Genomic DNA, 20,372 nt, shown 5'->3' with positions numbered 1-20,372 from the left:
AGGTCTATTATTACTGAAACGCCAAGCATGGATTGGATTAGATGAAAAGTTTAAGAGTCAGCTTCTTTATCACATTCTCAATAATGTTGCTTGTCAGTATTGGGATTGGGTTAATGTCCTATTACGTCAAATCAGAAGTCAGCGCTTTGACTGATAAACAGACCCAACTTTTTAAGCTGACGGAGCTTGCCCATGAACTAAAGCTGAGTTCAGACAATTTGACAAATTTTGCAAGAGCCTATGCAGTGACAGGCAATGATAAATGGCAGCAGCTTTTCAGTTACACTTTGCTAGTGCGAGATGGCAAGGTTCGAGCGGACAATGCCAACACCTATGACTATTGGGATAGCCTAGCAGCCCCTCACTCCAGCGTTCCTGAGACGATCCGAGTAAACGATGGACATAATATAATTGAGCGATTTCAACAGTTGGGTGCGCAGGACTTTGAACTTTTGCAGATGCAAAATGCGCTTTCTACATCCAATGCTTTGGTTAGTCTTGAGCGTCGGGCTTTTAACGCCATAGAGGGCATACACAAAGACGAATACGGTAATTGGGTCAAAGACGCAGCACCAGACTTAGTAAGCGCTCAAAAAATTCTTTTCAGCGACAACTATCTAGTTGAGAAATCGAAAATCATGTCGGCAATTGGTGAAGCACACAGAGCTATCACTAATCGCCTCAATGCTGAGCTTGAGAGTCACCAAAATAGTTTAAACAACACCTATTTGCTCAGAAATATTTTCAATTTAATTTTACTTATCAATATCGCATTGTCTTTTTACCTGCTTTGGAAACTCTATATAAACCCAGTTGCATCAATCCAAAAACAAGTAGTGAGCAATGTAGAAAAAGGCAATTATAACTTCGTGCTTGATGAATCGGTGAAAGGCGACCTATCAGATCTGTCAAAATCAATGAACAAACTCCTGAACGACTTGTCTGAACAGCTCGAATTCAACACCATCATGAAAGACTTTGGGTTAGCACTTAGAGGGAAAAAAAATCCCAACGAGCTTGGAGAAGAACTCTTGCAGTTCTTGGAGCAAAGGCTTTCAGTTCCCCTTTTAGGCTTATATGTTTTTGAAGAACAAAAAGTGCTTACTCGCGTTGCTGGCACCGGATACAGCTGCAATTGCGCAAGAACATATAGTAACTATGACTCCATTCACTTTCATGTATTAAGCACTCAAAAGCCCTATTCGATGAAGTTTGAAAAGGAGCAGTATGCCATTGAGTTAAATGGAGAAAAGCTCTCTATAAGCGAGTTATATTATTTCCCCTTGGTCGTCAGCAATGACAGTATTGGTTTGTTAGAGCTGGGCAGCTTAGTTGAGCTAACTGATCAAGATTATAAGTGGGTGAAATCGGTCATAAACGATTTGGCAGTTAGTCTACAGCTTACACAAAACATCGACTTACAGTCAAAGGCCGAAAAACGTATTGTAGAACAACTCGAGCTCAACAAAAAAATTCTCGATGCCATTCCAAGCCCAATGTATTACAAAAACAGCTCTGGCAATTATTTAGGTGTTAATAGTGTTTTTCATCAATATTTTGGGACATTCGATGCAGATGTTTTGGACGCCACCACAGAAGATATTTTTAATTATGAAATTGCACAAGTTTTTGAGCAGTCACACCAAGATTTACTTGATGGTAAGTCAAACCAACACTACGAAATAAAAATTGATAATGCACAAGGCGACCCCCGCAACTTTATAGTTTATGAAGCTGTATTTACCAATGCCGAAAATGAACTTGCTGGTGTGGTTGGTTTATTACTTGATGTAACAGAACGCAAACAAATGGAGCTTGAGCTACGCCTAGCAAAAGATAAAGCGGATGAAATGAGTACTGCTAAAGGAGAATTTTTGGCAAATATGAGCCATGAAATTCGCACACCAATGAATGCAATTATTGGCATGAGCCATCTGGCACTTCGCACTGAGTTAACCACCCAGCAATCCGGTTATGTCAATAAAATAGACCAAGCGGCTAAGAGTTTACTCGGGATAATTAACGACATTTTAGATTTTTCTAAAATAGAATCAGGCAAATTAGAAATTGAAGATATCGATTTTTCTTTGCAAGAAGTAATGGATAACGTTGTTAATATCAACGTCATTCGTATGCAAGAAAAAGGCTTGGAAATGCTGTTGGACATTGCTCCTGATGTACCAATTAGCCTTGTCGGCGATCCACTTCGTTTGGGCCAAGTCTTAATTAACTTATGTGGCAATGCCATCAAATTCACAGAACGTGGAGAAATTACCATTTCGGTCACCAATCTTGAACAGCAAGATGACCAAACCACCTTGAAGTTTACTGTAAAAGACACTGGCATTGGCATGTCTCAAGAGCAGCAAAGCAAGTTGTTCAATGCATTTTCACAAGCTGATGGCTCCATTACTCGCAAATATGGGGGAACCGGACTCGGGCTGAGTATTTCTAAAAAGCTGGTCGAACTAATGGGAGGTACAATTGGGGTTAACAGTGAGCAAGGTCAAGGCTCTGAGTTTTACTTTACAGTTCGCTGCGGGTTGCAGTCGGCCAAACTGACCAATGTCATTTGTCCTGATAGCCAGTTAGCTGGTAAACACGCATTAGTCGTTGATGACAATGAAAGTGCTCGCGCAATATTAACGAACCTGCTCAAAGCGATGAAGTTTACTGTCACTTGCGCGTCAAGCGGTGCGGGCGCAATCGAACTTGTGCAAGGCAGCAAATTTGACATTGTGTTCATGGATTGGAAAATGCCGAATATGAGCGGAATTGATGCCATCAAACACATTCGTTCACTTGAATTAACGCCTGAGCCCAAATATGTACTTGTTACAGCATACGGCACCGACATTGGTATGAACTCACAAATCCACGACTTAATCGATGCCATAATTCTCAAACCCGTCAATGCGTCAGTTCTGTTAGATGCCATTATGGAATCATTTAACTTAGCAAGTCAGCCTAGAAACGGAGATGTGTCGAACAAAGACAGTGGGGTGAAACATTCATTCGAGAAACAAAAAGTGCTACTTGTTGAAGACAATACGACAAATCAAGAAATTGCCAATGAGATGCTTAGTTCTTTAAATTTAGACGTAACCATCGCAGATAACGGTCAGATTGCTGTTGATATGGTCAAAGATAACACCTTTGATATCGTGCTTATGGACATACAAATGCCTGTTATGGACGGTTACTCTGCGACGAAGAAAATACGTGAACTCAGTCAGTTCGATGGTTTACCAATTGTCGCCATGACTGCAAATGTCATGAAAGAAGATTTACAAAAATGTAAAGCTGCAGGCATGAATGATCATATTGGTAAGCCCATTAATTTCAATCAAATGACTGAGACCTTACACGCACATTTGTATAAAGTGACTAACCAAGACGACACTAATTTACGTCAAGTAGTTGAGAGCGCTGACGACAAACAGCCAGAAGTAGAAACAAATGCAGAGCAACAAGAGATCAAGTTAGATGGGGTCGATATTGAGCGGGCAATAAAACGGTTAGGGGGCAATGAAAAAGCGTTTTGGAACATCATTAAAAAATTTGCGCGCAATCAAATTGAAGAAACCATTAACCTCAATCAAGCGCTTGTCATCGGAGACATGGAACATGCAGAGCGTATTGCTCATTCACTAAAAGGGGCCAGTGCAAATTTGTGCATCGATGAACTCTCCAAACAAGCTTCAGACATCGAAGCAGCAATCGCTAATGAGCAAAAGGTTGAACCACAAGATGTAGAAGTCCTAACGGAATACCTAAGAGGGCTGCACAAAAGCCTAAGTGAACTGCAAAGTGATGAAAAGCCAGCGACCCCAGCTCCCAGCACATCAAATATTGTGAGTTTTAAAGTTACGCGTGGGGATTTCTTAGAACTGGAAGAGCTATTACTCAGTTGTGATACTCAATCCGTTGAAAAAGTTTATGAGCTCAAAGCGAACCATAAAATTGATGAGTCTACTTGCATTGAACTTGTGGAACTCATTGAAGATTTTGAATTTGATCAAGCCAGAGAGGTGATTTCGCAATTGTTAGAACAGTCGGCGTAGTTGAAGTAGCTCATATCATCCCTTACTGTTTGAAAAAATTGGGTTATATGTCATCTGGCTGACAACAATGAGTAATTTACTGACGGCCCAAGTGGTTTTGACTTTTGTATTCGATATTGCTTGCTTTATGGCTTTTATTAATAACTAATTGGCATTGGAAAGGCCCTCTTTCAGTAATCTTTTGGGCTCATTTCGCTGTGCTCACTAGCAACCTTTAAGGTATCGCGTGGACTATTCATCTCTAATTAAATCTGTAAGTCTATTGCTAGGTGTGATTGGCGGTCTATTTGCAATCTACAAGTTTTATAGAAGAGACGAACACTTTCCTAGGGTTCAATTTGACGTTGAAATTAATTTTGTAGGAAAAGAAGACGACAAGCATGTAGTTGAGATTGTTGCATCTCTAGACAATAAAGGGGTTGTTCCAATAAAACTTACGGAGTTAGAGTTTAGCCTCAGAGGACTTAAGTCAGGAGAACCTTTGGAAGAAGGCGACAATAAGATTAATAAGCAGCTTAAACTACCCCACAAAATTAAAGATGCCCCTTGGATAGCAGATATGTGGGAACATACATTTGTATATCCAGGAGTGAGAACTCGTTATACACATGCAGCTATCGTTGATGACAAATATAATTATCTGCTGGTAAGAGGCTTGTTTATTTATGAATCTGACGAAAAGTTTCACACCTCAGCAAAATTAGTAAAAGTACCTAATCAGTCAATTCAGTAAGGCAGCCAGTGAGCCTGTAACCTCGGCTAGAAGCGTTACAGAGCATTTGTTTTAACTGTGTAATTAGATAATCTTGGCACATATTCGACTGTCTGATTTGATTGAGTCCTAATAAGCCTGACAGATCAGGCAAGTTGAGACTTATACTGCTAGTGAAAACCACCTAAAACAGAGCCAGCCTCAAAGGGGCTAGCTCTATCATTTTATTTTATTATATGTAAGCCATTGAGCCAGAAATATATTTTTTCTTTGTCAAAATAAGCTAATGCCCCCTCTTTATTGTTTTTCGAGATGGTTCGGGACCACAATGTATAACCTGTCACCTTATCGTAACCGAACAACTTCCACGTATTTGAAAATAAAAATGTTTCTATTCTCATGGTGTTGCGACAAGCATTATCTATACACTTTCCGTTCGATAAGACTTCTTCCGCAACTATATCCTTATTATAGCGGTAAGTCTGAATGTACTTTAAGTTATCGCCATTTTGGTCGGCAACAAATGCATAACTCGAGTCTCGCTCAACTCCCCCCCACTTGCTCGTTTCAATGACGTGGTGGATCAATTCGAATTCAGGGTCGTCATCGACATTGACCCAATAGACATCTAAAACATCCTCCTGATAAATGCTAAAGACCTTTTCTTGCCAAGATTCAACCAGCTCGATATTGTCTTTAGTCACCTTATAAATACCCGATTGACCAAACCTATAGCCGTTGTCTATCTTGGTTACAGCTTCGTTATATGTGGGCTGACTCCAATATGGAATTTGCCAATAAACATAAATCAAGCCATTTTTGTTAAATTCAGGGTGTGGAGATACATGCTTTACATCTTCCAGCACCTCAATTTGGCTGGAATGTCCATTGATCAAAAAGTGCCTCTGCTGAGACCCCAACCTATTGGACAGCCTGACCAACTCTACTCCATCGTGAGCTGATAACACATAACCATCAGAAAGTTCGCTACTGGGTATGGGAATACGTTTTTGTTCTACTCTATCAACGTCATATAAAATGTACTCAGAACCGACTTCTTGATAGTAACTACCATCACTTCTCATAACCATACTATTTCCATATCCTGGCGAAAAATGTCTCTTTCTAAAGTTGTTTCGCTCATCAATAATGTCAGTGTATTCATACACATTAATCATAAGGCTTCCGTCATTAAGCGGTACAACACGACTTCCTGCGGCTGTCGACTTTCTTGAGTAACGAGTGCTCAAATTGCTTATATATTTTGGCTTAATCTTATTGTCTTCAAGACTAGCAGCAATAAGATAAGTATCTTTGCCTGAACTTGAATTCTGCCAATTAAGAAGCGTAGATGAAATGGCGTCTTCACTAGACACTACATGTTTAAGAATAAGTTCGCGAGCTCCGTCACCATCGATATCTGATTGACCAATTATGGTGGAGTTGTTGACATTAGGTATCACTTCAAGCCCAGCAACATAACTATAGGCATTCGCGATGAAACCTTGTTTTATTTGGTCATATCCAACGAGTGTTAAACCATTATCAGATTGAAACAATATACCGCCCACCCCACTTGAATCATCCACTATCGCAAAAGCATCATGATAGAGGCTGCCAAATTCATTGGTATTGAGCTGCCCTTTTTTAATAAGACTGCCTTCTTCATAGATATACCAACTTAAATATTGCTCACCTGTTTCATTTTCACCTAACGTCAGCAACCCTTCACATACCCCGTTGTTGTCCTGATCGACAAACAAAGTATTGTTAACTATGCTGCCATGCCACTGATAATAACCCTGTTGATGTACTTCAAAGTCTGTTAATGCGTTGTCTTTAAAGCTAGAAAGTACTAACTTAACCTCTTTTAAGGTTGGATTGGTTGCAAAAAATGCAAGCTCTTTTTTGCCATCTCCGTCAAGATCACACGCCTTCCATGACTGCCAGGTGAAAAATGTTAAGTATCTTGGCAATTGATGTTCACTACGCACATATGTAGCGTCGAATATTTCAACACGATTGTTACCAATCATATTGACCACTTCCAATGTATCATCCCCGTTCAAATCAACCAGTCTTGGTGCTGGATAATCACGGGGTGTTGCGAATTCAAAAATATGGTTTGTATCAGCTGAACTTTGAAAGCTCTTATAGCCTCCCGTACCCGCAGACAAATTGTTTTCATTAGCATATAAATAGACCATAGATTGCGTATCGTCAGAGTAGCTTACATCGAGTATTGGACCTTCACTGTTTCGAGACAATAAATTTGAATCAACCTTAAGTTTGTCATCTTGTATTGTTAACCAATATATACCGTCTCTATAATCGTCAGAAGAAGGCAATAACTGAGCCGCTTTATCAGACCCAACTGGCCAAGAACGATTATAAGTTGGATAGTCTCCTGTATAGTGAAATACCGAACTGACCTTCGTATTTGTAGGTATTGCAACTACCCCCTTTACATTTTCTGACTTGTTCTCTCCCTCATCAATAACTTCAATTGAGTAATATACTGTATCGGCAAAGTGATAGCCGTCATCTAATTGACCATCCCACTTTATTTCACCTGAAGGGGAAAGCGTCATAGATTTTGGTCCAGATGTGAGTTTAATTGTGTAGTTATCGAGGTTTTCTATGTTGAGCTGTGCGGTGAACAACTCTCCTTCTTTCAGTTCACTTTTTACTGAAATATCCGCTTCAATAATCAGCGTCTCTCTTTTTTTACCAGTAACATAAACCTGCTCAGCAGCAGTGCCAATGTTTCCTGAACTGTCTATTGCGTTTAACGTAACTGTATACTCTCCCGGTGATTCAAACGTATACCGATGTTGCCGCTGCTCACCTTCTGATAAAATTTCGCCAAACTCATCTGTTATTACCCAATTTAATTGCGACAAATCATAATCTGCGGCCCTTAACTCAGTCACCTCCATAGTATGGAGCTCACTGGGTGATACTACGTTAGGAACTTGTATAACAGGAATATGAGGCCCGTTATCTTCAGATAGCGATGAAAGAGAAAAATGCTCATACGGGACATAAATCACCCTCTCCTCTAGGGGCTCTTGTCCGTATGAAAACTTTGGATTGGATGGACCATAGAGTGAGCCATTTGTATTCCATAATCCTAATTCTAGATAATTGTTAAAGCGCTTTCGAAAAGATATGTCAATGTCCCCTGATATTGTATCCGGAAATGACGGAGCCGCACTTGATTCACTTAGACTTACTCGGCCATAATCAGGTAAATAAATGTGGTTATACGACTCACCAGAATCTGCAAACTTTTCATCGACCCAAGCACGCACTTTACCGCCTTGGTGAAAAACAAAACTCGCTTCAAGTAAAGTATCGTACACGGATTGCACCATGTATCCAGTCAATGTGTAGGAAGCATCAGACTCGATGTCTTGTATTGAAAATGCAGCCGCAAATTCGTATGCTATTTTCTCAGGGATACCTCCTACATTTTTAACTACGTGCAAGTTCATGACACCGTTGGATATTATTGGCCCAATTTTGCAATTATTAAATTTCGCTGTATAACTAGACTTAAGGTTGTCTGCATCAACCTTTGGTAGATCGATGGTTCCCGATTCACAATTTTGAGACTCAGAAAGTATGTAGGCTCTATCGTCGTATTTATAGAATTTAGGGTGGCCAATTGAAAAACCATCGGTATCATCGTACAGAATAAAGTTCTTTATATCATTCCAATACACAGAGTCATGTGCTATTAAAGCAAAGTTTTTGTTGGTAACTTCAGCAACTTCTAAACTGCCACCGTAGCGAGCTTCTAATTTGAGTTTTCCATTGATTGGTAAAGTAGGTTGATTATCTTGAAAGCCAGATTCAGAGGAATTCCCCTCGCTGCCGCCTCCGCAACCAGTTATTATTAGCGTTAAAAAAATGCCAAACAAAATTGGCGTTATCCGTAAGTAATCCATTACGCACCTTCCATCCATTTAAATTCAACATATAACTTTACACAAAAATCACATTTCAACAACATTTTGATACTGAATATCTTCAATATTAAAAAATTAATATTTCTTATATTAATTATGCGTTATACGTTGAACTAACTAGTTTAGTTAACAATAAACTAGTTAGTTCAACAAAGTGTTAAAATGGAATCGCTAGACCTAGACTAAAGTTACTTAGAAAATATAGACTTGTGTTTTTTACTACGATATACATTGTTGACTATTTGAGTGCCTGAGAAATCAAAATTGAAAGAGCCAATGTGTTCAAGGCCAAGGCGCTGGTAAAACAAATTCGACGTATTCTCCACCCATGTATAAAGCCAAAATTCAGCGCCCCAATGACGTTGAATTTCAGCCAGTAATTTTTTGCCAATCCCCTGCCCTTGAAACGCATTATGAACATAGAGCTTTTCAATCTCAAACCCGTAATCATTTTCTTGATATTGAGACTCAAAATTGACGACCGCAAAGCCAATTAGGGCGTTATCTCGCACATAAACCATTACTTTGCACTCAGGGTTATCAATTAATTGGCTAAAGTATTTAGGCGTAAATGTCGTCAATGCAAAGTGTGCATAATCATCACGCATCCCATCTGGTGTATACGTCGTTAACCACACCTGCAAAGCGAGTGCTGCGAGGCTGTTTGTATCTTGAAGCTGAGCTTCTCTAATCATAGTGAGAGGTTATCCATAGTGTATGTAAGAAGTGAGCACTTATCACTTTACGCATGTCTATATTTCAAGTTCTCGGCTGTAATATTGGGCTTAATCTTGGTTATCAAGGACCACAACCTCACCTAAAAACCCCGCGTTGGCTACTGTGCTATAACTCAGCGCATTGGGCCCGGCGTGCATAACCAAATCTTCACCATCGAGTACGCCATTGTTATTACTATCTTGATAGAGCGCGCCTATATGTGCAAATTGCCCATTTTGACGGTACCTGACCGCTATAAAATCTCCTGGAAAAATGTCACTGTCCCACTTCAACTTAGTGTTGGAACCTGTAAATCCACGTAATTTCGCTTTGTGCTTTAAATTTGTAACCAACCAAGCTACATTGCGGTCAAATACTTTGCCATTGTCCTTTATCGCATTTGCAGCCATTAATACATCTGCGCAGTCAACCCCAAATAATGCTGGCTTTGGTAAGGTACAGACCCGAAAATGGCCGGCACATTAAAAAAGCTACTCAGCACACCCAAATACCCCTCACCTTGTGTGAAAGAAACTCGTAGCACCTGTTTATTTAAGCCGCGATGGTCGTTGTTCTCTAATCCCATACTTTTACGGCGGCGACCGTCTTTTCCAATTACTTCTACTTGAAACCAAAAGCTACCAACATTGGCATGGTAATATGGAGACTCAAACACATTATTCTTGTTTAACCATGTCCCCGATACTTCTATTTCAGCCAAGTTATCAAACTGATTTAGACGCTTTTTGTGGTAGTTTACTTTGCCAAATCCAGCCCATTTATAGGGGTTTTTCTCCCATGGATGATTGGCGTTTTTGTAGTATTGGCTGGTATCAGGAATAATTTGAAACCACCTCACTTGCTCCTCAGCCAATACGTTAACTTTGAGCTTAACGCTTTGCCCCGTTGGTGATGACACCGCGTGCCTAACTTGCCATGAAGTGTCAGATGCTATCTGAGAATAGATATCTACACTTGCAAAGGTATTTATACTAAAAAGTAACCCAAATAGGCTGCAAAATTGACAAACTTGCTTCCTTATTCCCATTTATTGCCTCCTTATGTCATTCACCCCAGATACCCTTTAAAGAGGTAATTCAACCAGCGTATATCTTCTTCGCCTAAACATGCTTGAAGGTGCAACTTTGACTGTTGAAGTATGTCTTCATAGACATGTGCTAATGCCTCAACCGTCAATTCTAACCATTCTTCTTTTTCATGTTCACCTAAGTCTCCCCCATTAAATGCATCGTCTAATAGCGGCTCATACGTTTCAAGTGCGCGGTACAATCGACTCAAAACTGGGTTTATCAATTTTATTGTATCCGCCTCAGCAAACTCCTGTAGCACCTTATCTTGAGCCTCTTAAATATGCTGGTTGAGCGCAACTTGCGTGTACTTTTGACCTCGTGGACAAATACCATGTTTGTTTAACAGACCCGTTATGCTTGGCAGTGCCGCCTTTGCTGCAATAGCGGCACCAATTGCGCGGTTCACAAATACAGAAACCCCGCAAATGAGCTGCATACCGTAGGTCAGTTTTGTATCTAACCTATCTATATCATTTGCCAGCAGCTCTAACCGACTTACCTGCCCTACTGGCTGTTTTCTTACTAAAGATTCCGTTTGTTCTGACAAAATATTTGTCAATAACGCTTCAGCATGTTCATTGGCAAAGTGAAAAACTCGGCGTTTTGGTAGCGTGTTTACTTCTGGTACGCCATCCGGCAGGTTTCTTAAAGTATGTAAGGCAACTTTATGCTCACCCAATTCAATAGGGATGACAAAGTAATGCTTTTCGTCATAGTCTGACAGTTTAGATTTGTGGCAAGAGGCTAAAAACGGCAGCCCAGCGACCGAATCTTTAAATAGCGTAAGCTGTTTATTGATTTTGCCTTTAACTTGATTTGGTTGCTTAACTAATAAGCGAAGTGTGTTTAGTATATTTTTATGCACTTAGTTTGATACCTCCTTGTACCGAACGGCTCACAATTGGCCCTTGATTACCTATATAAGATAATTGAGCTCTTTCATTGACTTAGTTGGTACAAATTCCGTTATTTGATACTCAGCAATACCTGTTTTATAAAATGGATCTTCGTTTAAAGTTGCCTCTAGTGATTCTTTCGATGTGGAAGCAGCTAAAATGACACCTCCGGTGCGCGGCTCAGTTGGGCCTGACATTAAAAAAATACCATCGTCATAGCACTGATCTAAATACTCAATATGCAGTGGCAAATACTTCTCTACTTCTGATAATCCAACGAGATAATTAAGCGTGACGATAAACATGGCGAGTTCCTTTTGTTATTTATTGGGCGCATTTTTCATGTATCCAAAATAGTAACATCATTGTCCTATTTTTCGTACCTATTTTAACATTGATTAATGTATCAATCGAAATTCAACCTGTATAGAGCCACTTAACATTTCCTTACAACTTACAGAAGCTTTAACATTCGTCATACTAATCAAAATCTTGTGCGACAATTTGTCACATCCCTTGAAGTAAGTTTATTACATATAATCCAACCATTATCCTCAAATCAATAACAATACATGCTAAAAATACTGCTCGCTTGGCATCGACGACTGGCGCTTTTATGCGTAATTCCGTTTGTAATTTGGGCGCTTTCAGGGCTATTGCACCCTGCAATGTCTCATTTTGCGAAAGCGCCACATATTAAGCCTGACCCTATCAAAGTTGAATTGAATAGGATGCATAATTACACACACTTGAAAGACGCTTTAAAGCAGCAAGATATCCATCACTTCAGCCATGCTAGTTTGGTAGAGTTTAAAGGAAACTACTTCTATCAAGTTCAACAGCAAATTGATGATGGTACAACGGTGCATTACCTCCCTTTATCAGCAACCAATGTCAGCTTAAATGATGTTGATTATGCGCACTATCTGGCAACACAATGGAGTAATCATAACGTTATAAAGAGTGAATTTGTCACACAATTCAGTTCTGCTTACCCTGAAATAAACCGGGTATTGCCTGTTTATAAGTTGCGTATGAGCAGCGGGAATAACATATATATAGATACATTGGGCAAGCGCATAACCGCGCACAATACACCACTGAGAGAGTCGCTATCTTTCTGGTTCAAACAGTTACATACTTGGCAGTTTGCTGGTGATAGACACAGCCTATGGCGCATCATCCCTATGCTGATAATCAGCATCACATTATTTGTTATGGCCGTTTTTGGATTGCTGACATACAGTGTGTTGTGGCCACGAATTAAAAAAAAACAGCTCAATAAGCGGTCGTTACATAGGGTTTCGGGGTTAGTTTTAAGTTTATGCATGCTCGGATTTGCGAGTAGTAGTGCACACATTTTAATTGATAAGTTTTTTTTGCAAGAGTTTAAAAATCTAGCTCCTGGCAATCAAATTGCCACAGATGCCATCAATCATGATCCTGTCAAAACACTCGCAGCAGCAAATGGTCATAACTTCCAGTTGGTCAATATTTCAGGTCAAGTCATTAGCCAAATCGTATCGTATAAAAATAAATCGATGCACTTTGCATATTGGCAAAGTAACCAAACTCAATATGATGATAAAACATTTGCTCAAAATGCGTTACGAAACCAACTAAATATTACTGGAGCGCTAACACACAGCGAAAAAATCGATAAGTTCGGCCCAACATATGGTTTTATTAACAAGCGGCTACCTGTGCAACAACTGAGTTTCGAACAATCTCCAGAAGTGCGCTATAGCGTTGAGCTTCACACCGGGTACATAGCCGCAGTTGATGACACGTGGCAAAACGCGCGTAGTTGGCATTTTGGCTATTTACATAAGTACCACTTTTTAAACCCTTTAGGTAAAGGTATTCGTGATAGCATCATTACTCTGATCTGCCTCGGATTAGCATTTATTGCCTTATTAGGTACTTCACTGTACTTTTCAAGATTACTGCGTCAGCGTCGGGCAAAAATACATCGCAATTTACAAAATAACGAAATATTAGAAATAACTAAGGAACAAGCATAATGAAATCTGGCTTTTCTTATTCACTCATTGCCATCGCGCTACTGCAGGCTGACTTACTATACGCACAGCAACAGGCAGAGGATATCGAGCAGATCATCGTCACAGCAAGTAGAACAGCCAAAGCTAACACGGATCTGGCACTGAGTGTCGGCAGTGTATCCACTGAGATTATAAAAAATGACAATGCACAACACCTATCTGAGTCTCTAGAAACTATTTCAGGCGTATTGCTCAATCAGCTGTCTGGTGGACAAGGGCATAACGCCGCGATACGCATGCCAATAAACTATGGTGGTTACACATTATACCTTCAAGACAATGTGCCTTTGCAATCCGCAGCATTTTACAATCACAATGCACTTTGGTGGGCGAGCAGCAACTCGTCAATATCTCGATTAGAGGTACTTAAAGGTGCCGGGACCAGCCTGTATGGTTCCGGTGCAGTTGCAGCCACTGTGAATGTGATTTCAGCCCCTATCGGAGAGGGTAAAAATGAGTTGGCCTCTACGTTAGGCGAACATGGCTATAAGCGAATAAACGGCAGCATTACTCACGCACTCTCAAACTCAAATGGTATTCGGATCAGTGGTGCCTACTTAAATAATGATGGTTGGAGAGAGCATAGCAGTGTTGAAAAAGCAGAGTTTAATGTACTCCATGAGCTTGAGATAGATGACAAACAAAGCCTTAAAACCAGCTTGATCACGTCAACCTTAGATCAGCAAATGCTAAACGCACTTACTGAAGAGCAGTTTAACCTAGATCCATCGCAATCTGGTTTGCCCGATGAAGTACTAGCCATTGACCCTAGCCGAGCCACGGACTACGTACGACTCAGCTCAGAATATCAATATGAAGATCACGACTTTTATGCGTCGGTGATCCCTTATTTACGCTACCGTAGTAACGATTATATTGCGACTTGGCAACCGAATATGCCGAAAGTCGAATCAAGCGTTAGAACCATTGGCCTGCTGGCCTTAACAAACTTTAGACACAATCCGGATTTTGAAACCACAATAGGCATCGACCTAGAACGCTCAGAAGGCGATGCATACTCCTATCAGCCGACCACCAGAACAACAACTGGCTGGGGTGCTGCGACCTACCCGCAAGGGCACGTTTTTTATAACGACTCCACGCGTTTTGTAGGCATATCTCCTTACATTCAACACCTAGGTAAACTCACTGAACAGCTAAATTATTCAATCGGGTTAAGATACGACAACAACCAATACGACTTTGACAATACCTTGTCTGCTTACGATGACGATGGATTTGGTAATCGTTCTATCACAAGTCGCAGTGATACTTTTGAGCACTTGAGCCCTAAAGCAAGTTTAAACTACCAGCTCAGCGCACAGTCCAGTCTTTATGCTCGTTATGCTAATTCGATTCGGATCCCCACGGCTTCTGAGATTTACCATCTAAAGACCAAAGAAACCAGTTCACAATTGGACTCAATCAGTGAGGAAACATCCGATACATACGAACTAGGCTACAAAGCAAACTTCGACAAACTCTCTATAGAAGTAGCTTATTATATTATGGATGTAAAAGACGCGATTGTGACAGCCTATGATGACTTTGGTTCAAGCTTTCGCGTTAATGCCTCTGAAGTGAGACATCAAGGATTCGAAATAGGTGGGACTTATACCTTTTCACCGGCTTGGTCTATGGCGCTAGCGTATAGTCAATCCAATCATGAATTTCAACACTACGTACAAGATGCAGGCAGAATCGATTTCAAAACGGGGGAAAGTAAAGAAATCGACCTATCTGGTAATAGCTTAGTCATGGCCCCAGAATACGTTGCAAACCTGCGCTTAAATTACACGAGCCAATTGGTGTCTGGCCTCAATATTACAGCTGAGATTAAGAGCATTGGAGACTACTGGATGGACTCTGAAAACACACGTAAATATGAAGGCTATACAATCGCAAACCTCAAGGCCAACTATCAAGTCACTGAGTCACTCAAGCTACACGCACGATTGGCAAATGTCACTGACAAAAAGTATGCCTTACAGGCTGAACTCAGATATGGCAAAGAACGTATCCAACCCGGCGCGCCACAAATGGCTTATGTTGGGCTGAATTACTCATTCTAATTGCCAATAGAAAGCTATAAATTTCCCTATGCCCGTCAGTTGCCGGGCATAGGTCGCTTATCAAATAAAAGAAAAAAATCAGTGCTTCGGCAAAACTTCAAATTAAAACTGCTTGCGAGTCATACATAACAAAGATAGTATATAATAAATTAATTATATTCATATTCAAAACGAGCATTGATATGAAAGTACTCTTTTTATGTACCGAGAACTCAGCGAGATCGCTGATGGCAGAAGTCCTGCTAAAACATCATGGGAAAGGTAAATATGAGGTCTACAGTGCTGGAACAAAACCAAGCGGTGCTGACCCTCGTACTCTCGCTGTTATTGAACATTTTGGGCTAAAGAGTCAAGGGCTTGAATCACAACATATAGATGAATTTGCCAACATGCATTTCGATTACGTGATCACCCTCTGTGCTAGTGCAACCAAGGAATGTGAAGGCAGAGTCAATGGCATAAATTGCCTAGCATGGGATATTGATGAACCCAAGACTCGCGAGTGTGACAACCCGTTTGAAAAAACGTTGCAAGAGATCAATGAAAAAATACAATCTTTACTCGTGGATAACGCCTCTCAAAAGCCCGCTACCGTAGAGCCCATGGCATTTTATAAGGCACTTTCAGACGAAACTCGGCTTAAAGCTTTACTTATCATTGCAGTAGAAAAAGAAGCATGTGTCTGCGAGCTTATGACCGCACTGGACGAACCCAGCCAGCCTAAAGTTTCACGTCACCTCGCTCAATTGCGAAAAGTAGGCATATTATCAGACCGCAAATATCACCAATGGGTATTTTATTCACTCAACCCTACACTGCCCGAGTGGATGAAACACACGATCACGTCGACAGTTATCAATGAACCAACTTTCATAGAACAAGAACTGTCTCGACTCAACACTATGGGGGACCGCCCTACTCGTTATTCAAACTTGTGTAGTTAAAAGGTATTAAAGTGGGAATTTTTGAACGCTACTTATCCGTTTGGGTCGCTGCCAGCATCGCTACTGGGGCTGGGCTCGGCTTAATTTACCCGGCAATTTTTGAGTCTATTGCTGCTTTAACCTTCGCCAATGTTAATTTGGTAGTCGCGGTGCTAATTTGGGTGATGATCTACCCCATGATGGTGCAAATTGATTTTTCTACCATCAAAGAGGTCGGCAAAAACCCCAGAGGTTTGATACTAACCGTCGTAATAAATTGGCTTATAAAGCCATTTACCATGGCAGCCCTTGGATGGTTATTTTTTGAAGGTATTTTTGCCAGCTATGTCAGCCCACAAACGGCACAAGAATATATTGCAGGTATGATACTACTGGGAGTCGCTCCTTGTACCGCCATGGTGTTTGTTTGGTCTCAGTTGACCAAAGGTGATGCGAATTACACGTTAGTGCAAGTCTCCGTCAATGATGTGATCATGATATTTGCCTTTGCTCCGATTGCAGGTTTGCTGTTGGGCGTGTCGGATATTCATGTTCCATGGAATACCTTGCTTATCTCAGTTTTACTTTATGTCTTGTTACCGCTTGTTGCCGGAGTTGTGACTCGTAAAAAACTCAATGGCTCGAACAAAAATGAAGCTGCGATCAATTCCTTATTAGCAAGGCTAAAGCCGTTTTCAGTCATTGGCTTATTGGCAACTGTAGTACTGCTGTTTGGATTTCAAGCTAATACCATTATTTCACAACCGATGAACATAGTCCTGATTGCAGTTCCGCTCATTTTGCAAACCTATGGGATATTTTTTATCGCCTATTTTGCTGCTTTGAAATTAAAGCTTAGACACAATATTGCTGCTCCAGCTTGTCTGATCGGTACCTCGAACTTTTTTGAACTCGCTGTTGCTGTCGCGATCTCTTTATTTGGATTGCATTCAGGCGCGGCACTTGCAACCGTAGTTGGCGTTTTGGTAGAAGTACCTGTAATGCTGTCTCTCGTTGCTATCGTCAATAAAACCAAGCATTGGTTTAACCCATAATTTCACCAAGAGACTGTTATGCAAACACACCCATTTGACAAACTAGCCCTGAATAACGGCGGGACGTTCATTTTCACTCCTTGCCCTGGCACAAAAGAAGTGCCATTAATCGAAGCTGTCGAGCAACTTAAGTGCGCGTCAGTTCAAGCTGTTGTCACTCTGATGTACGACAACGAAATGGAAAAAAATGGTGCTCAAGGATTACCACTTGCCTGTGAAAAACTCGCGCTACAGTGGTTTCAACTACCTCTGCCAGATGACGATGCCCCTAATCAAGACTTTACTGATGCATTCAATACACATGTCAATGCGATCTTATCCATTGTAGAGCAAAAAGGCACCGTCGCGGTCCATTGTAAAGGAGGCTCAGGCCGAACAGGGCTGGTTATAGCGCTGCTGATGAAACGTCTTGGATACGATCATCAAGCTATCATTGAGCAGGTACAACTACTCAGGCCCAAAGCGCTTAAACACCCGGTGCAAAAAGCCTTTTTTGATGAATTCTAGTCCTCACCTGATTGACAGTTAATTTATGTGCAATGCACTGAGTTTAAGGCTGGATGTATGAATTTGGTGTCACGCTACGCCAAATTCATACCTACACCAAAGAGACATCTCCCTTCATAATCATTCACAACTCAGCGCGCTGTTACTTTAGGTTCATCCCAAATATCGTATTTGTCCCCTTGCCACTTTAACAAAGCAAATAAGTAAGCAGTCAGTAACATTAGCAAACCGCCGACCAATGCAGCTTCACTCACAACACCCACACAACAAAATATAAAACCTGATATATGCCCCAGCCACGTGATGCGATTTGCTGTATCTCGCTTTGGCCTAAGCTGTAAAAAATTAAGCACAAACCAAATTTTTAAAATAATCGGCAGGCCTTGCCAATTTTCAGAACGTCTATTCATGGTCACTTTCTCCTGATTCAATATTTCGATACTGACATTGAGCGCAGCAGCAAGGCATTTCTGCGATTCTAAACTCGCATTACCACCAGCCTCAATTCGTTGAATAGTACGAACACTCAAACCAGACATTTGAGCTAACTGCTCCTGGGAAAGGCTGCGACTTAATCTAAGTTGTTTTAGAACCACGGTTTTACCTCTTACTCGCTCATCTTGGAGAGTGACTGATATTATCATCTGTCGGTCACGAAATGGTATCGACACTACCCGACAATTACCCGACTCTTACATGACACCTGTTAAAAAGACACACTTTTAAAATAAATAGCATACCTTTCAATAGTTTTGCATTTACGACCAAACTCCAAACTCCAAACTCCAAACTCCAAACTCCAAACTTGGTCAAGTATGATTATTAATCGTCGTTTTTCTCATCAAATTCCGCTAGCATAGCTGCCAATTTATAATAATTAAAATAGAGGGACATATGATCCAAGATGGTTTTTCGTTCATCGCATTCTTAATGTTTGTGTCGAGTATTGTGATTTGGTATGAGGACAAATATAAAAATGGGCCTTTTTTCAAATATGTTCCAGCTGTCATTATCATCTACTTTTCAGCGATGGTAATGTCAACGTTGGGCGTATGGGAAATGACAGAGTCAGTCAAACAAGCCCGTGGAGAAGTAAAAACCGCTATATTGCCAGCAATGATATTCTTAATGCTATTGAGGGCAGACCTACGCGACATTGTTAAGCTTGGACCTAAGCTATTAGGGACTTTCTTTGCTGCAACTTTAAGCATTGTACTTGGTTTCATCATTTCTTTTGCGTTATTCCAAAGCTATTTAAGTGACAATGCTGCGCTTACTTTTGGCGCTCTAGCTGGCAGCTGGATAGGCGGTACTCAAAATATGGTTGCTGTGCAACAATCTTTGGGACTGAATGATGCCGGAATGGGATACACCCTATTGATCGACTCAATAGATTACGCAATGTGGATCATGTTTTTACTGGCTCTGGTACCTTTTGCACATAAGTTTAATGCTTGGACAAAGGCAAACACCAGCACCCTTGATGAGCTGCAACACAAACTCACCTTGTCTAATGATAAGATAAGAAAAGAAACTACTTTTCCAGATATAATGCTACTGCTCGGCTGTGCATTTGGTTTGTCTGCACTGGCAATCTACGTATCGGGTTTATTACCACATAACGCGGTCCTCACGAGTACAACATGGAGTATTATGTTGGTGACCTTAGCAGGTGTCATTTGCGCAATGACACCTCTTGGGAAAATTCCAGGTTCTCCACAACTTTCAAATGTCTTACTTTATACACTTGTTGGGCTGATTGCGGCCAACGCAAACTTTGCAGAGTTAACTCAAGCTCCTGCGTACATCTTAGCTGGCTTTGTTATCCTACTTATTCACGGCGTAATACTCACGACTATCGCCAAAATATTTAAACTCGATCTATTTACCTGTGGTATAGCCTCACTCGCAAACATCGGTGGCGTTGCCTCTTCCCCCGTTCTTGCTGCAGCATATAGCCAAACTCTAGTACCAGTTGCAATCTTGATGGCGCTGATGGGCGTCATCATTGGCACAGGTGCAGGCATAGGCGTTGCCTTACTGTTACAGGCCATGTAATTATGCGCATTCTGTGGTGAGTACTATCTCACCACAGAATGAGAATCACGGCAAAATTCAACCATTTGCAACATACAAAGTTCCACACTATTTAAAAAACAAAAACACTATAATTTAACTAGCCTATTTCAACGCTACATTAACGATAATAATCTATATCTTCAGTTCCGCCTCTTCTAATGAATTTAAACCTAACTCTTTAATTATTATGATTAAAGAGCAAGCTTCAACAACCAAGTC

Annotated in this window: 16 protein-coding genes; 8 read left to right on the top strand and 8 right to left on the bottom strand. The window is 40.8% G+C overall.

From position 1 onward, the window contains the following. Positions 1-41: 41 nt before the first annotated feature. Positions 42-4,064, top strand: coding sequence for a hybrid sensor histidine kinase/response regulator (locus tag N483_RS26300; protein ID WP_023400537.1), 4,023 nt, complete (start codon positions 42-44; stop codon positions 4,062-4,064). Between the two features lie 226 nt (positions 4,065-4,290). Next, a complete protein-coding gene (locus N483_RS26295; protein WP_023400536.1) occupies positions 4,291-4,797 on the top strand; it encodes a hypothetical protein in 507 nt (168 codons plus the stop codon). A 203-nt stretch (positions 4,798-5,000) separates the two neighbouring features. Here N483_RS26295 and N483_RS26290 read toward each other — a convergent pair whose 3' ends face one another. From N483_RS26290 to N483_RS26260, 7 genes are all read right to left on the bottom strand, one after another. After that, entirely contained in the window at positions 5,001-8,729 is a 3,729-nt protein-coding gene (locus tag N483_RS26290) for a hypothetical protein (RefSeq protein ID WP_023400535.1), read from the bottom strand. 209 nt (positions 8,730-8,938) lie between these two features. Next, positions 8,939-9,445: a GNAT family N-acetyltransferase gene (locus N483_RS26285; protein WP_023400534.1), complete on the bottom strand. Its 507-nt coding sequence runs from the start codon at positions 9,443-9,445 to the stop codon at positions 8,939-8,941. Positions 9,446-9,535: 90 nt separating this feature from the next. After that, on the bottom strand, positions 9,536-9,877 hold the full coding sequence (locus tag N483_RS26280) for a hypothetical protein (protein WP_023400533.1): 342 nt from the start codon (positions 9,875-9,877) through the stop codon (positions 9,536-9,538). Further along, the gene (locus N483_RS26275) at positions 9,877-10,515 is read right to left on the bottom strand and encodes a hypothetical protein (RefSeq protein WP_023400532.1); all 639 of its coding nucleotides are present in this window, start codon (positions 10,513-10,515) and stop codon (positions 9,877-9,879) included. Before N483_RS26275 ends, N483_RS26280 begins: the two co-directional genes overlap by 1 nt. 20 nt (positions 10,516-10,535) lie before the next feature. Continuing rightward, positions 10,536-10,781, bottom strand: a complete 246-nt coding sequence (locus N483_RS26270; protein ID WP_155250784.1) for a hypothetical protein — start codon at positions 10,779-10,781, stop codon at positions 10,536-10,538. A gap of 51 nt (positions 10,782-10,832) precedes the next feature. Beyond that, positions 10,833-11,423: a hypothetical protein gene (locus N483_RS26265; RefSeq protein ID WP_023400530.1), complete on the bottom strand. Its 591-nt coding sequence runs from the start codon at positions 11,421-11,423 to the stop codon at positions 10,833-10,835. Between the two features lie 51 nt (positions 11,424-11,474). Continuing rightward, positions 11,475-11,759, bottom strand: a complete 285-nt coding sequence (locus N483_RS26260; RefSeq protein WP_023400529.1) for a YciI family protein — start codon at positions 11,757-11,759, stop codon at positions 11,475-11,477. 267 nt (positions 11,760-12,026) lie between these two features. On the opposite strand from N483_RS26260, the gene N483_RS26255 reads away from it, so the two are divergent. The 5 genes from N483_RS26255 to N483_RS26235 all read left to right on the top strand — a co-directional run bounded on the left by N483_RS26255 (position 12,027) and on the right by N483_RS26235 (position 18,074). Next, a complete protein-coding gene (locus N483_RS26255) occupies positions 12,027-13,478 on the top strand; it encodes a PepSY domain-containing protein (RefSeq protein ID WP_023400528.1) in 1,452 nt (483 codons plus the stop codon). Next, positions 13,478-15,589, top strand: coding sequence for a TonB-dependent receptor (locus N483_RS26250; protein ID WP_023400527.1), 2,112 nt, complete (start codon positions 13,478-13,480; stop codon positions 15,587-15,589). The genes N483_RS26255 and N483_RS26250 overlap by 1 nt, the downstream gene beginning before the upstream one ends. 182 nt (positions 15,590-15,771) lie before the next feature. Continuing rightward, entirely contained in the window at positions 15,772-16,533 is a 762-nt protein-coding gene (locus N483_RS26245) for a metalloregulator ArsR/SmtB family transcription factor (RefSeq protein WP_023400526.1), read from the top strand. Between the two features lie 11 nt (positions 16,534-16,544). Further along, the gene (arsB, locus tag N483_RS26240) at positions 16,545-17,567 is read left to right on the top strand and encodes an ACR3 family arsenite efflux transporter (protein WP_023400525.1); all 1,023 of its coding nucleotides are present in this window, start codon (positions 16,545-16,547) and stop codon (positions 17,565-17,567) included. 18 nt (positions 17,568-17,585) lie between these two features. Continuing rightward, complete coding sequence (locus tag N483_RS26235) at positions 17,586-18,074, top strand: dual specificity protein phosphatase family protein (protein WP_023400524.1); 489 nt, start codon at positions 17,586-17,588, stop codon at positions 18,072-18,074. Positions 18,075-18,205: 131 nt separating this feature from the next. Here the strand turns inward: N483_RS26235 and N483_RS26230 are convergent, their stop codons facing one another. Further along, positions 18,206-18,718 carry a helix-turn-helix domain-containing protein gene (locus N483_RS26230; RefSeq protein ID WP_231105494.1) on the bottom strand — a complete coding sequence of 171 codons (513 nt, stop codon included), beginning with the start codon at positions 18,716-18,718 and terminating at the stop codon, positions 18,206-18,208. A 250-nt stretch (positions 18,719-18,968) separates the two neighbouring features. Between N483_RS26230 and N483_RS26225 the strand changes: the two genes are divergently transcribed. Continuing rightward, positions 18,969-20,132 carry a DUF819 domain-containing protein gene (locus N483_RS26225; RefSeq protein WP_023400522.1) on the top strand — a complete coding sequence of 388 codons (1,164 nt, stop codon included), beginning with the start codon at positions 18,969-18,971 and terminating at the stop codon, positions 20,130-20,132. Positions 20,133-20,372: the final 240 nt, after the last annotated feature.

This window comes from Pseudoalteromonas luteoviolacea NCIMB 1944 (assembly GCF_001625565.1).
Lineage (GTDB): Bacteria > Pseudomonadota > Gammaproteobacteria > Enterobacterales > Alteromonadaceae > Pseudoalteromonas > Pseudoalteromonas luteoviolacea_F.
This window is presented reverse-complemented; position numbering and strand designations above follow the sequence as displayed.

Bases quoted from the DNA above. Each gene is read 5' to 3' on its own strand.
- N483_RS26290 (WP_023400535.1), bottom strand. From the start codon at position 8,729: ATGGATTACTTACGGATAACGCCAATTTTGTTTGGCATTTTTTTAACG.
- N483_RS26275 (WP_023400532.1), bottom strand. From the start codon at position 10,515: ATGGGAATAAGGAAGCAAGTTTGTCAATTTTGCAGCCTATTTGGGTTA.
- N483_RS26235 (WP_023400524.1), top strand. From the start codon at position 17,586: ATGCAAACACACCCATTTGACAAACTAGCCCTGAATAACGGCGGGACG.
- N483_RS26250 (WP_023400527.1), top strand. From the start codon at position 13,478: ATGAAATCTGGCTTTTCTTATTCACTCATTGCCATCGCGCTACTGCAG.
- N483_RS26280 (WP_023400533.1), bottom strand. From the start codon at position 9,877: ATGGCTGCAAATGCGATAAAGGACAATGGCAAAGTATTTGACCGCAAT.
- N483_RS26285 (WP_023400534.1), bottom strand. From the start codon at position 9,445: ATGATTAGAGAAGCTCAGCTTCAAGATACAAACAGCCTCGCAGCACTC.
- N483_RS26230 (WP_231105494.1), bottom strand. From the start codon at position 18,718: ATGATAATATCAGTCACTCTCCAAGATGAGCGAGTAAGAGGTAAAACC.
- N483_RS26260 (WP_023400529.1), bottom strand. From the start codon at position 11,759: ATGTTTATCGTCACGCTTAATTATCTCGTTGGATTATCAGAAGTAGAG.
- N483_RS26245 (WP_023400526.1), top strand. From the start codon at position 15,772: ATGAAAGTACTCTTTTTATGTACCGAGAACTCAGCGAGATCGCTGATG.
- N483_RS26255 (WP_023400528.1), top strand. From the start codon at position 12,027: ATGCTAAAAATACTGCTCGCTTGGCATCGACGACTGGCGCTTTTATGC.
- N483_RS26225 (WP_023400522.1), top strand. From the start codon at position 18,969: ATGATCCAAGATGGTTTTTCGTTCATCGCATTCTTAATGTTTGTGTCG.
- N483_RS26300 (WP_023400537.1), top strand. From the start codon at position 42: ATGAAAAGTTTAAGAGTCAGCTTCTTTATCACATTCTCAATAATGTTG.